Here is a 13,238-nt window from a genome sequence, read left to right as displayed (position 1 = left end):
CGGATCTCGCGGTGACCGTCACGCTACGCGGAAGCGCGTGCCGGCCTTCCCCTTCCCCTGTTTGCAGGCAATCGGCCAGGAATGATGAAACGCTCGAAGATGTTGTGCATGGGTCTGCTCGCAGGCCTGCTTGTGATGGCGCTGCCTGTGCAGGCGCAGTCTCAGGGTGCCGGGGAGTACCGGGTCGGCGACCGACTGGCGGCGCCGGCCAGCGCGGCGGCAGGCGCGTATCGCGAGATCAGCTGGGATGACCTGATCCCTGCCGACTGGAACCCCGAGGGCTTTCTCGGCAGCCTGAACCTGGACGAGTTACAGGATGAAGACCCGCGCGCGATGGAGGCGATGCAGCGCCTGCGCGAGGAATGGGACCGCGCCCCGCTGGTGGAACGCCTCGCTGGCGCACAGGTGCGCATCCCCGGCTTTCTCGTGCCGCTGGAGAGTGACGGCGAGCAGATCCGCGAATTCCTGCTCGTGCCGTATTTCGGCGCCTGCGTCCATGTGCCGCCACCGCCTGCCAACCAGCTCATCCACGTGATCCCGGACAAGCCCGTGCCCGGGGCCTGGAACATGCTGCCGGTGTGGGTCAATGGCGTGATGGCGGTGGGCCGGATGGACTCGGAGATGGGCGTAGCGGGCTACCAGCTGCGTGCGCTGCGGGTCGAGGAATATGTGGAGGACTTGCCGGAGTAGCTTGCCTGCATCCTTGCAGGGGAGACGATCGGATAGTCCGCTCAGGTCTTCCTCGCCTGGCGCCCGAGCGCCGTGAATGCAAGCAGCACGAGTGCAAGCGTACCGGGTTCGGGAATCGCGTTTCTGGGGAGTTCCGTAAACAGCCAGTCTGTCGAGATGCTGCGCCAGCCCTGGTCCTGTGGCCCCCACAGGGCGAGGTCGATCACCCCCGCTTCAAGTCGATTGAAATAATCGATCTCGATGCCGTAATAGCCACTGCCCATCATCACCGTAGTGTTGCCATTCGATGCGCTGAGCGCAAAGAGGTCGCGGCCGTTGGCGCTGCCGGCCAGCGTCTCGCGCTCCATGCCGAGCATGCCGTTGGCGCCCATGAGCGAGAACACGAAGCCGTCGTCGACAAAGAGGCTGAAGTCGTACGCGCCAGCTTCCGGGATGTAGAGAAAGCCTGCGAAGCTGGCGGCGTAGTTTGTCTGCGAGCCGGTCTGCTGGACGATCGGAGCCAGTGGTCGCTGCCGGTCATATTCCCAGTGGCCGAGTGCTCCATCACCGATCAGCATGTTGTAGGTCAGGTTGGCGAAGTTCACCGCAGAAGTGTCGTTCACACGGCCGATCAGGGCGGCTGAGTCGTTCGGCAGGCTCTGAACGTGGGCGATGTCGACCGTGCCCCAGATGCCCGTACCCCAGCCGAACGTACCGATGGCGGCTGGGTCGCTGCCGGCTTCGGACCACATCTGCTGGCTGAAGCGGTAGTCGTCGCGAACCTGGCTCCAGGTTGCGGAGAGCCCGCCGCCTGTTACGTAGGGCGCTGTACTGACAGGAATGAGTTCGAGGGGCGCCGACACCGATGGGGGCACCTGGAGCGCGACCGCAAGAACCGCAAGCGTTTTGATAATTGACGAGCGCATATTGGATCCAGAATTTCTTGTGGATTGGAAACAGTCTGATTCTCGCTGTGCTCGTTTGAGCCCGCGCGGCAATCCGTCACGGACGCGTGCAGTTGAGCGATGGTAGAGGCGCGGCCGTAGGGGCCAAGGGACCCCGCGAGGCGTGCCCGGCGACTCCTGCATGCACACGGGCCGTAAGTGCAGTTTCCTGCAAGGCGTGAATTGTGCCCTGTGCGGATGGTCGCGCTTCCTGCAGGATCGCGCCTTCCCGGCCTTCAGCGCTTGATGTTTCCGCATGCACTTTCTTCGTCCACAGGGCCTCATCTGCCTATTCCTGAGCTCGCTCGCGTTCAGCCACCCCGGCTGGGCCGGCGACGGCATCCCGGAGCCTGTGTCTCCGGCGGTGCACTGGTGGGAGGTGCAGGAGGAAAATGCAGCGAAGATCCGGGCGGGCATCCGCCATCTTGACCAGGACTGGAGCGCGCAACGCTACGCCAAGCTCGATGAGGCGATCGAGGACAACATCGCCCGACTTGCCAGGCTTCGAGGGGAGGGCGGCTTCGCGCCGGTCGAGCGCGCGCTGATGCTCGATCGGGCGCTCGCATTGGCGGCGCGGGGCCGGGACGATGAGGCGGACCGCCTCCTCCGTCAACTGGCCGGACTGGCTCCGCTACCGCCTTACGCGATTCGCGTTGCCGGAGATCTCGCCCTGCGCGCGCGACGCCCTCTGGATGCGATTGCGCTTTATCGGGCCTCACTCGCAGCGAGCCCGGATGAGGTCAGTCTCCACGTGAGTCTTGCGTACGCCTATCTCGAGGCGGGTGAGGATGAGGCACTGGAGCGGACGCTGACGGAGATCGAGCGGATCGATGGCGCAGCCCTGGAGACGCGACTGCTGCGCGCCCGCATGCACCGCTTCAGCGACCGGCCACGCCTTGCGCAGCAGATGCTCGATGCGCTTTCTGAAGAAGAGCGGCACTCGCCCGCAGGAGAGTTGGAGGCTGCCGCGCTCGCGCAGGCGCGAGGCCTTCCAAGAACGGCCCGGGCGGGCTACGCACGCGCTGAGGCGCAAGCGCCAGGAAACGTGCATGCGAAGATCGGTCTGGCCGAAACCGCATGGGCCATGGGCGAGCTCGAAGAGGCCAAGGCCTTGATCGATGAACTGATCGTGACGATGCCCGAGCACCCCGGGGTTTTGCGGCTGCTCAAGGCGTGGGAGTCGGCAGCGAGAGCCCGCCTGAGTCTTGAACTGAACGCCGGTCAGGGACATGGCAGAGTGTCCGGCAAGGACGACCTCAGCACTGACCTCTGGTTGTACAGCCCCTTGCTCGGAAACGGGTTCAGGGTGTTTGCGCATCATCACCGGGTTATGGCGGACTTCGATGAAAACCGGGCCGATCACATCCGTGCCGGCGTCGGTGTCGAGATGACTCGACGAGACTGGAGCCTTGCTGCAGAGCTGGGGTCTGAGCGTACGTTTGCGCGCAAGGCGACCATTTCGCTCCGTGGGGACTGGCAGCCGAGCGACCGATGGGCGTTCCGTGCTGCCTTCGAGTCGCGCGCGGACGATGTATCGGTCAAGGGCCGCTACTATCACCTTGGCGATTTCGGCGCTGACCTGGCAGCGTGGCGGTTTTCAGTGGGTGCAACACGAACGGAAGACGAGTCGCGCCGCCAGTCGATCGATGTCGGCTACTACGATTTCACTGACGGTAACGAGCGGGCGACCCTGAGCGCGACCTGGTTCGAGCGTATTTACAGCGTGCCGCGAAACGCGGTCGACCTTCAGTTTGCGGCCTACACCAGCCGCAACACGCGCACGGACGCGGAGTATTTCAACCCCAAGCGGGACTATGCCCTCTCCGCGACCGTGGTTTCGGATTGGTTGAGCTGGCATGCCTATGAGCGGCGCTTCAACCAGCGGGTCGCCGCGACCGTGGGTGGGTATCGCCAATGGGCTGCAGCTCGCCCCGCGGATGTGGATTATGGCTGGAAAGGCTTTGGCGAACTGCGTTACGAGCATGAGTGGCGCATGGGCGATGACGCCTCTGCGCGCTATGGCCTGGGTGTGCGCCGCTTTCCGTACGACGGAGAGCATGAGACGCGCGCTTACCTCTATGCCTCGCTGGTGTTCCGCTTCTAGCGCCTCAGGCAAAGGATTCCATCGTGATGACGACCGATCTCCTCTCCGAAATCGCCCGGCTGCTGTTCGCCTTTTCGTTCTATTACCCGCTTTTCATGGCCTATCTGTGGATGACGGGCGGTTTGTACTATTACCTCCATTACGAGCGGCGTGACCCCCCGCCGGATCAGCCGCCGCCGCTGCCGCATTACCCGCCAGTGAGCATTCTCGTTCCGTGTCACAACGAGGGGCGGAATGTGGAAGAGACGGTGGCCGCGCTATGCGAACTCGATTATCCGGAGTTCGAGGTCCTGCTGATCAATGATGGCAGCACGGATGACACCGGCGAGCGTGCCGAGGCGCTTGCTCAAGCGGATGCGCGCATCCGGGTCGTCCACCTCGCGAGAAACCAGGGCAAGGCGGTAGGGTTGAACACTGCGGCAGCGTTTGCGCGTCACGAGTATTTCCTCTGCATCGATGGCGACTCGCTGGTCGACAGGAACAGCCTGAAGTGGATGATGCGCCACCTGCTCGCCAGCCCCCGGGTAGGTGCTGTGACGGGCAATCCGCGCATTCGTACGCGTTCCACGCTGCTCGGGCGGATACAGGTCGGGGAGTTCTCCTCGATCATCGGCCTGATCAAGCGTGCCCAGCGGACCTACGGCAAGGTGTTCACGGTGTCCGGTGTCATGGCCTGCTTCCGGCGCAGCGCGCTGCACGATGTCGGCTACTGGGACCCCCATGCCCTCACGGAGGACATCGACGTCAGCTGGCGGCTGGAGATTCGCCACTGGGATGTGCGTTTCGAGCCGAATGCGCTGTGCTGGATCCTGATGCCGGAAACGCTGCAAGGGCTTTGGCGTCAGCGCTTGCGATGGGCCATGGGCGGCAGCCAGGTGCTGCTCGCGCAGTTCGGCGTTCTCGCACAGTGGCGGCAACGCCGCTTGTGGCCAATCTACATCGAATACTTCACCAGTGTCGCGTGGGCGTATGCGATGGCTGCGATCGTCGCGCTGTTCATTGCGGGTTTGCTGCTGGAACTCCCCGAGGCCTTGCAGATCCGGACCCTTGCCCCTGGCTGGAGCGGTCTGGTGATCGGGACGACCTGCCTTTTGCAGTTCGCCGTGAGCATGTTCCTCGATTCGCGTTACGAGCGTGGGTACGGTCGCTACTACTACTGGATGATCTGGTATCCACTGGCCTACTGGGGCCTTAACGTCTGCACCTCGGTGGTGGCGCTGCCGAGGGTTCTCCTGAGAGGAAGGAAGCGCGCAACATGGAAAAGCCCGGACCGCGGGATACGACCGAACGAAGCCCCCTGATCATTGAACGCCCTGACCTGCAGTCATGGCCGCAGAGAGCCTTGTCCGGCGTTCTCACCACCTTCTTCTGGATGGTGTGGCTGGTATTGTGGCTACCGCTGGTCACGCTGGCCGGCTGGGTGTTTTTCGGCTGGCAGTTCAAGTTTCACATGTTCGATCTTGGTGGGGACGAGGGGTTCTTCGAACTGATCGGCGCCTATCTCGTGGTGATCGCCGCCATGGGCATCACCCTGCTTGCGTGGGCCAAGTACAACCACTTGCGCTTCCGCAACGTGGAGCGACGCAAGGCCTTTCCCGCCGTCACGCCTGCCATGCTGCAAGCGAGATTTGGACAAGAGGAGTCTTCTCTGCTCGCCTGGCAGGGACGGCGAATCATGGTCGTCGAGCACGATCCGGAGGGGCGCATCATTTCCGTCCTGCCTCGGGATGAGCGCGATCTTCGTGAAGCGCGCGCTGACTCCGTACCTTCGGGTCGAGTGCGCAGCAGCCCCGTTCGCGACGCGGATGAAGAACAAGCCTGCGAAGCCGTCTGAGCAGACTAGCGCCCCGTGAACTGCGGCGTGCGCTTCTCCATAAATGCGGCCAGTCCTTCCCGGTAATCCTCGGTCGCGAGGAAATCGAAGGCCTGACGCCTTTCCTCTGCGCTGAGGGGCTCGCCGCGCATCAGCCGGCGCACCCACTGCTTGTGCCAGCGCGCCACCAGCGGGGCGCCAGCGCGGATGCGTGCGGCGCAGGCGGCCGCCTCGTCGAATACCTTTTCGTCGTCCACCACGCGCGAAAGCAGCCCCTTCTGCAGCGCCTCGCGCGCAGTGAGGATGCGCCCCTCGAGCAAGATCTCCAGCACCACCGCCGGACCCACCAGCGCGAGCAGACCGGCCATCTCGCCCGGGTACATCGAGAATCCGAGCCGGTTGATCGGTGCGCCGAAGCGGGCCGATTCGCCCGCGATGCGGATGTCGCAGCAGCCGGCGATCTCCAGGCCGCCGCCGATGCACGCGCCCCGGATGGCGGCGACCGTGGGAACTGCGCAGTCGCGGATCGCGTTAAGGGCGGTCGCGACCAGATCCTCGTGATAGTGCAGGGCGTCATCGACCGTGCTGCGCACGCGAACGAACTCTTCGATGTCGCCCCCCGCGGCGAAGGCCTCCTCGCCGGCGCCGCGCAGGATCACGCAGCGCACGCTGTCGTCGACGGCGATCTTTCCCATGGCGGCAGAGAGTCCGCGCCACATTGCGGCGTTGACCGCGTTCAGCTTGGCCGGATTGTGCAGGGTGAGTGTCGCGATACCGTTCTGGAGTTCGAGATCGATTCGTGTGTTCATCGCATTCGGGATTTTCGATAAATAAAATTTTTCCATACGGACCTGTATGGACTCTTATGGATGATATATCATCCGCTCGCTCGACACGCCGCGTCAGACGGAACGGTCGATCAGAGGAGGGTGGAGGAGGAGCGTTCCAAGCGTTGCTTTTCCACGAGGAGGGAGAAAGTGTCTAGCTCGATGTATGCGCACATACGGCGCAATCCGCGTTTTGCGGAACTGGTGTCCAAACGGACTCGCTTTGCGGGCATCCTTGCGGCGATCGTTCTGATCGTCTTCTACGGCTTCGTGCTGCTCGTGGCGTTCGCGCCCGAAGTCATCGGGACGCGCCTGTTCGAGGGCAGCAACCTGACTTTCGGCATTCTGGCTGGCCTGCTGCAATTCATCTTCTTCTGGATCCTGACCCTTGTGTACGTGCGTCGCGCCAACGGCGAGTTCGACGACATCAACAAGGAACTCGTCAAGGCCGCATGGAAGGAGGAGAAGTGATGAACGCCCGTAAGCTTTCCCTCAGCGCAGCCGGCCTGCTCGCCCTGGCCGCCAGCCCGCTCGCGCTCGCCGCCGGCCCCGCGATGGATGCTGCCGAGAAGCAGCCGCTCAACCTTCACGCCATCGGCATGTTCTTCGTGTTCGTGCTGATGACCCTGGGTATCACCTACTGGGCGGCCAGCCGCACCAAGTCGACCTCCGACTTCTATACGGCGGGTGGTGGTATCACCGGCTTCCAGAACGGCCTGGCGATCGCCGGTGACTACATGTCGGCGGCCACGCTGCTCGGTCTTACCGCGATGATGTACGCGCAGGGTGTGGATGCGTATATCTACATGCTGTCCTTCTTCGTCGGCTGGCCGATCATCCTGTTCCTGATGGCCGAACGCCTGCGCAACCTGGGCAAGTTCACCTTCGCCGACATCACCGCCTATCGCCTCGACCAGGGTAAGGTGCGCACGATGGCCGCGGTCAGCTCGCTCACCGTGGTGTGCTTCTACCTTGTCGCGCAGATGGTCGGTGCCGGTCAGCTCATCAAGCTGCTGTTCGGTCTCGACTACAACATCGCGCTCGTCGTCGTCGGCGCGCTGATGATGGTGTACGTGACGTTTGGCGGCATGGTGGCGACCACCTGGGTGCAGATCATCAAGGCCTGCATGCTGCTGATCGGCGGCACCGCGGTGGGTCTGCTCGCGTTCAGCCAGTTCGGCTTCTCGTTTGACGAGCTGACCACGCGTGCGATGGAGGTGCACAAGTTGGGTGACAAGCTGCTCAACCCTGGCAGCCTGCTCGCCGATCCGGTCACCGCGATCTCGCTCGGCCTCGGCCTGATGTTCGGTACCGCCGGCCTGCCGCACATCCTGATGCGCTTCTTCACCGTGACCGACGCCAAGGAAGCGCGCAAGTCGGTGCTCTACGCCTCGGGCATCGTCGCCTACTTCTTCAACGTCATCGCCATCATGGGCCTGTGCGCGATCATCATCGTCGGCCAGAACCCGCAGTTCTTCGAGGGCGGCGTGATCGGCGGCAAGGTCGTCGGCGGCGGCAACATGATCGCCATGCACCTGGCGCAGGCGGTGGGCGGCAACCTGCTGCTCGGTTTCCTGTCGGCGGTGGCCTTCGCGACCATTCTCGCGGTGGTGGCGGGCCTGGCGCTGGCCGGCGCGTCGGCGATCTCGCACGACATCTATTCGCGCGTCATCATGAAGGGCAAGGCCAACGAGGCCACCGAGCTGAAGGTGTCGAAGTACGCCACCATCGGCCTGGGCATCGTCGCCATCCTGCTCGGCATGGCCTTCGAGAAGATGAACATCGCGTTCATGGTCGCGCTCGCCTTCGGCGTGGCGGCTTCGGCCAACTTCCCGGTGCTGATCCTGTCGATGTACTGGAAGGGCCTGACCACCCGGGGTGCGCTCATGGGCGGCTACTCCGGCCTGGTCAGCGCGGTGATCTTCGTGCTCCTGTCGAAGTCTGTCTGGGTCGACGTGCTGCACTTCGAGTCGGCGATCTTCCCCTACACCCAGCCGGCGCTGTTCTCGATGCCGATCGCCTTCTTCATGACCTGGCTGTTCTCCACGCTCGACAAGAGCAAGGCGGCCGAGGCCGAGAAGGAAGCCTTCGAGGATCAGTACGTTCGCGCCCAGACCGGCGTGGGTGCAGCGACCGCATCGTCGCACTGATCGACGGCGCTGCCTCGCCCGCCCAGCGCGGGTGATGCGCGGCGCGAGACAACGATTGCCTCTTGGCAAGCGGGCTTGCCCGCGAACAGGAAGGCATTCGCGGCACAGGCCCGCTCCCACGGCACAGCGTGGGGGCGGGCTTTTTCGTTCACGGGCGTACGGCCGCTCCGGTGAGGCTCGAGTGATAGACTCGGGCGCCATCACCCTGTGGTTTTGCCTTCCGGCGGGGCCTTCATCCCAAAGGAGTCGTCGTGCCAATCAACGAGCTTTTCGTCATTCTTCTGCTGATCGCGGTCAGCGCTTTCTTCTCGATGTCCGAGATCTCCCTCGCTGCCTCGCGCAAGATCAAGCTGCGTTTGATGGCCGAAGGGGGACAGGTCAACGCGCAGCGCGTGCTGGCGCTGCAGGACAACCCCGGCAATTTCTTCACTGTGGTGCAGATCGGGCTCAATGCGGTCGCGATCCTCGGCGGCGTGGTCGGCGAGCAGGCGCTCTCGCCCTACGTGGTTGAACTGCTGCGGCCGGTCTACGACGGCTCGATGCGCGATACGGTCGCCTTCATCTTCTCCTTCGTGTTCGTGACCTCTCTGTTCGTGCTGTTCGCCGACCTCATGCCCAAGCGGCTGGCGATGGTGCAGCCCGAGCGTATTGCGGTGGCGGTGGTGCAGCCGATGCAGGTGTGCATGTGGCTGTTCGCGCCGCTGGTGTGGGTCTTCAGCGGGGCCGCAAACCTACTCTTCCGCTGGCTCAAGCTGCCGAGTGCGCGCATCGAGGACATCACCGCCGACGACATCATGGCCATGGCCGATGCAGGGGCACAGGCCGGCGCCCTGCTGCGTCAGGAGCAGCACCTGATCAGCAACGTGTTTGAACTCGACTCGCGCATCGTGCCCTCGGCGATGACCTCGCGCGAGAGCATTGTCTTCCTGACCCTCTCCGAATCGGAGGAGAGCATCCGGCGCAAGATCGCCGAGCACCCGCACGGCAAGTTCCCGGTGTGCGAGGACGGCATCGACAGCGTGATCGGCTATGTGGATGCGAAGGACATCCTGCCGCGCATCGTGCAGGGTCAGGACCTTTCGTTGCGCACCCAGCCGATCGTGCGCAAGGTGCTGATGCTGCCGGATACGCTTACCCTGTTCGAGGCACTGGAGCGCTTTCGCGACGCAAAGGAGGACTTCGCCCTGGTGCTAAACGAGTATGCGCTGGTGGTCGGGCTGCTCGCGCTGCAGGACGTCATGAACACGGTGATGGGCGACCTGGTCAGCCCCTTCCAGGAAGAGCTGATCGTCCGGCGAGACGAGCATTCCTGGCTCATCGACGGCGTCACGCCGATCGAGGACGTCATGCAGGCGCTCGACATCGAGGTGTTCGAGGGCTTCCAGAACTACGAAACGGTGGCCGGATTCCTGATGTACAGGCTGCGCAAGGTGCCCAAGCGCACCGACTTCGTGCTCTACGCCGGTTACAAGTTCGAGGTGGTCGATATCGACAACTACCGCATCGACCAGGTGCTGGTGACGCGCGAAGGGGTCACACCGGCTGCGTAGCGCTGCGCATCTCCGCGATGCGGGCGAGGGCGGCGCGGCCGCTGAGGATGTGCGTGCGCATGTGCTTTTCCGCGCGCGCGCTGTCGCGTGCGAGCAGCGCCTCCATGATGTCGCGGTGCTCGGCCAGCGATTGCTCCAGCCGTCCCTCCGAGAACAGGGAGTGATGGCGGGACAGCTTGATCACCTTGCGCAGGTCCTCGATCACGTGCAGCAGCCAGCGGTTGTCCGCGATCTCCTGCAAGGCGAGGTGAAAGGCCTGGTTGGCCTCGAAGAAGCGGTCGATGTTGCCCTTTTCGGCAGCCTTCTCCAGATCCGCATGGATACCGCGCAGACGGACGAAATCCCCCTCGGTCGCCTTCGTCGCCGAGAGACGTGCGCATTCGCCTTCCAGCATCGACATGACGCTGAACACTTCGTCCAGATCGCGCTCGGAGATTTCGGTGACGTAGCAGCCGCGGCGCGGCTTCAGCGTCACCAGGCCTTCCGAGGCGAGGACCTTGAGCGCCTCGCGCAACGGGGTGCGCGAGATGCCATACTGCTCGGCCAGCGCCTGTTCGTCGACCCAGGTGCCGGGAGGCAGTTCGTGCGAGAAGATGCGCTGCCGGAGGCGTTCTGCGACTTCCTGATAGAGGGCGATCGGCGCGATGCGTGACGCGTTCATGTGCGGTGTTCGGGCGTGTGCGGTGGAGGCGGGAGCAATGGCTGTCGTTCTTCGACAACTCCCCATTGCGTCCATAATTATGGATAAAGTATTATTTTACAGCTGAGCAAGTCAAGTTCCAGTGCACCGCGCGTCTTGGGAGGCGTCGGCCCCGGTCGATGAAAGGAGAGGGGGCGCGGCGGATGCCGGAACGTCGACGGCCGCTCGCGGCAGGTGCCGCGGGCGGCCCCGTCGTCGAAGAGAGGGAGTATGCGTCCTTCTGAACAGCGACGGTGCACCCATCCATGTCCTACGCAGGCAGCGACCGCTGCCGAATCGAAGAGGTTTTCATGTCGAACGCCAACGAGCCCGTCTATCCCCAGCCCGATCTCGAGGCCTGGAAAAAAGCCGCCGCCAAGCAGGCCCCTGGCGGTGACATCGAAAAGCTCAACTGGATCACGCCCGAGGGGCTGACCGTCAAGCCGCTGTACACCCGGGCCGACACCGAAGACCTGCAGCATGCCGACACGCTGCCCGGTTTCGAGCCCTTCCTGCGCGGCCCGCAGCCCACCATGTACGCCGTCAAGCCGTGGACCATACGCCAGTACGCCGGCTTCTCCACCGCGGAGGCGTCCAACGCCTTCTACCGCAAGGCGCTCGCCGCCGGCGGCCAGGGCGTGTCGGTGGCCTTCGACCTGGCCACCCACCGCGGCTACGACTCCGACCACCCGCGCGTGACCGGCGACGTCGGCAAGGCCGGCGTGGCGATCGATTCGGTCGAGGACATGAAGATCCTGTTCGACCAGATCCCGCTCGACAAGGTGTCGGTGTCGATGACCATGAACGGCGCCGTGCTGCCCATCCTCGCCGGCTACATCGTCGCAGCCGAGGAGCAGGGCGTCAGTCAGGACAAGCTCTCGGGAACGATCCAGAACGACATCCTCAAAGAATTCATGGTGCGGAACACCTACATCTATCCGCCCACCCCGTCGATGAAGATCATCGCCGACATCTTCGGCTACACCGCGCAGCACATGCCGAAGTTCAACAGCATCTCGATTTCCGGCTACCACATCCAGGAGGCGGGCGCGAACCAGGCCATCGAGTTGGCCTTCACGCTCGCTGACGGTCTGGAATACGTTCGCACCGGCATCGCCAGCGGCATGGACGTCGACACCTTCGCCGGCCGCCTGTCCTTCTTCTGGGCGGTGGGCATGAACTTCTACCTTGAGATCGCCAAGATGCGCGCAGCGCGGCTGCTGTGGTGGCGCATCATGAAGCAGTTCAATCCGAAGAGCCCCAAGTCGATGATGCTGCGCACACACTCGCAGACCTCGGGCTGGTCGCTCACCGAGCAGGACCCGTACAACAACGTCGTGCGCACCACCATCGAGGCCATGGCCGCGGTGTTCGGCGGCACGCAGTCGCTGCACACCAACGCACTCGATGAAGCGATCGCGCTGCCGACCGAGTTCTCCGCGCGCATCGCGCGCAACACCCAGATCATCATCCAGGAAGAGACGCACATCTGTAACGTGGTCGATCCGTGGGCCGGCTCGTACATGATGGAAAAGCTCACCCAGGACATGGCCGACAAGGCCTGGGCGCTGATCGAGGAGATCGAGTCCATGGGCGGCATGACCAAGGCGGTCGAATCCGGCTGGGCCAAGATGAAGGTCGAGGAGTGCGCCGCCGACAAGCAGGCACGTATCGATTCGGGCAAGGACGTCATCGTCGGGGTGAACAAGTACAAGCTCGCCAAGGAAGACCCGATCGACATTCTCGACATCGACAACCACGCGGTGCGTGAGGCCCAGATCGCCCGTCTGAACAAGATCCGCTCGACACGCGACGCGGCTGCGGTACAGACCGCGCTCGACGCGCTGACCCGGTGCGCCGAGACGAGCGAAGGCAACCTGCTCGACCTCGCGGTCAAGGCCATCCGTCTGCGCGCCACCGTGGGCGAGATCTCCGATGCGCTGGAGAAGGTCTTCGGCCGCTATCGTGCCAACCCGCAAGCCGTGTCCGGCGTCTATGGAGCCGTCGTGGAAGAACAGGAAGACTGGAAGGCCCTCAAGGCCGACATCGAGGCCTTCATCGCCGAGGAAGGCCGCCGCCCGCGCGTGATGATCGCCAAGCTCGGCCAGGACGGCCACGACCGCGGCGCCAAGGTGGTGGCCTCGGCCTTCGCCGACCTCGGCTTCGACATCGACATCGGCCCGCTCTTCCAGACCCCGGAAGAAGCCGCCCGCCACGCGGTCGAGAACGACGTGCATGCGGTCGGCTGCTCCAGCCTCGCCGCTGGCCACAAGACCCTGGTGCCGGCCGTCATCAACGAGCTCAAGCGCCTCGGCGCGGACGACATCATCACGTTCGTTGGCGGCGTGATTCCGGCGCAGGACTACGACACGCTGTATGCTGCCGGCGCGAAGGGAATCTTCGGCCCGGGCACGCCGATTCCGGCCGCTGCTCGCGAGGTGCTCAAGCAGATCCGCGCCGCTCGCGGCAAGGCCTGAGTTTGCGCAACCCAGGCCCCGGTCG

Annotated in this window: 11 protein-coding genes; 8 read left to right on the top strand and 3 right to left on the bottom strand. The window is 64.0% G+C overall.

Features of this window, described 5'->3' with window-relative positions; genetic code table 11:
* The first annotated feature begins 81 nt into the window (after positions 1-81).
* Complete coding sequence (locus tag ACNKW1_RS06120) at positions 82-690, top strand: DUF3299 domain-containing protein (RefSeq protein WP_418363692.1); 609 nt, start codon at positions 82-84, stop codon at positions 688-690.
* Positions 691-731: 41 nt separating this feature from the next.
* Here the strand turns inward: ACNKW1_RS06120 and ACNKW1_RS06115 are convergent, their stop codons facing one another.
* Positions 732-1,532: a PA14 domain-containing protein gene (locus ACNKW1_RS06115; RefSeq protein WP_418363691.1), complete on the bottom strand. Its 801-nt coding sequence runs from the start codon at positions 1,530-1,532 to the stop codon at positions 732-734.
* A 337-nt stretch (positions 1,533-1,869) separates the two neighbouring features.
* On the opposite strand from ACNKW1_RS06115, the gene ACNKW1_RS06110 reads away from it, so the two are divergent.
* From ACNKW1_RS06110 to pgaD, 3 genes are read left to right on the top strand one after another with little or no spacing between them, the layout of a single operon-like run.
* Positions 1,870-3,717: a tetratricopeptide repeat protein gene (locus ACNKW1_RS06110; protein WP_418363690.1), complete on the top strand. Its 1,848-nt coding sequence runs from the start codon at positions 1,870-1,872 to the stop codon at positions 3,715-3,717.
* Between the two features lie 26 nt (positions 3,718-3,743).
* Complete coding sequence (pgaC, locus tag ACNKW1_RS06105) at positions 3,744-5,018, top strand: poly-beta-1,6-N-acetyl-D-glucosamine synthase (protein ID WP_418363689.1); 1,275 nt, start codon at positions 3,744-3,746, stop codon at positions 5,016-5,018.
* Entirely contained in the window at positions 4,973-5,551 is a 579-nt protein-coding gene (gene pgaD, locus ACNKW1_RS06100) for a poly-beta-1,6-N-acetyl-D-glucosamine biosynthesis protein PgaD (protein WP_418363688.1), read from the top strand. Before pgaC ends, pgaD begins: the two co-directional genes overlap by 46 nt.
* 5 nt (positions 5,552-5,556) lie before the next feature.
* On the opposite strand, the gene ACNKW1_RS06095 is transcribed toward pgaD, so the two are convergent.
* A complete protein-coding gene (locus ACNKW1_RS06095; RefSeq protein ID WP_418363687.1) occupies positions 5,557-6,339 on the bottom strand; it encodes an enoyl-CoA hydratase/isomerase family protein in 783 nt (260 codons plus the stop codon).
* A 180-nt stretch (positions 6,340-6,519) separates the two neighbouring features.
* On the opposite strand from ACNKW1_RS06095, the gene ACNKW1_RS06090 reads away from it, so the two are divergent.
* From ACNKW1_RS06090 to ACNKW1_RS06080, 3 genes are all read left to right on the top strand, one after another.
* Positions 6,520-6,828 (top strand): DUF485 domain-containing protein, encoded by a 309-nt coding sequence (locus ACNKW1_RS06090; protein WP_418363788.1) that lies wholly within the window; start codon positions 6,520-6,522, stop codon positions 6,826-6,828.
* On the top strand, positions 6,828-8,507 hold the full coding sequence (locus ACNKW1_RS06085; RefSeq protein WP_418363686.1) for a cation acetate symporter: 1,680 nt from the start codon (positions 6,828-6,830) through the stop codon (positions 8,505-8,507). Before ACNKW1_RS06090 ends, ACNKW1_RS06085 begins: the two co-directional genes overlap by 1 nt.
* Positions 8,508-8,758: 251 nt before the next feature.
* Positions 8,759-10,057: a hemolysin family protein gene (locus tag ACNKW1_RS06080; RefSeq protein ID WP_418363685.1), complete on the top strand. Its 1,299-nt coding sequence runs from the start codon at positions 8,759-8,761 to the stop codon at positions 10,055-10,057.
* On the opposite strand, the gene ACNKW1_RS06075 is transcribed toward ACNKW1_RS06080, so the two are convergent.
* Positions 10,041-10,718 (bottom strand): GntR family transcriptional regulator, encoded by a 678-nt coding sequence (locus tag ACNKW1_RS06075; RefSeq protein WP_418363684.1) that lies wholly within the window; start codon positions 10,716-10,718, stop codon positions 10,041-10,043. The genes ACNKW1_RS06080 and ACNKW1_RS06075 overlap by 17 nt on opposite strands.
* A 329-nt stretch (positions 10,719-11,047) precedes the next feature.
* Between ACNKW1_RS06075 and scpA the strand changes: the two genes are divergently transcribed.
* Complete coding sequence (gene scpA, locus ACNKW1_RS06070; protein ID WP_418363683.1) at positions 11,048-13,213, top strand: methylmalonyl-CoA mutase; 2,166 nt, start codon at positions 11,048-11,050, stop codon at positions 13,211-13,213.
* Positions 13,214-13,238: the final 25 nt, after the last annotated feature.

This window comes from Thauera sp. WH-2, assembly GCF_048321015.1.
Taxonomy (GTDB): Bacteria; Pseudomonadota; Gammaproteobacteria; order Burkholderiales; family Rhodocyclaceae; genus Thauera.
Note: the sequence above shows the minus strand (reverse complement) of the source record. Positions and strands in the feature narration are given on the sequence as shown.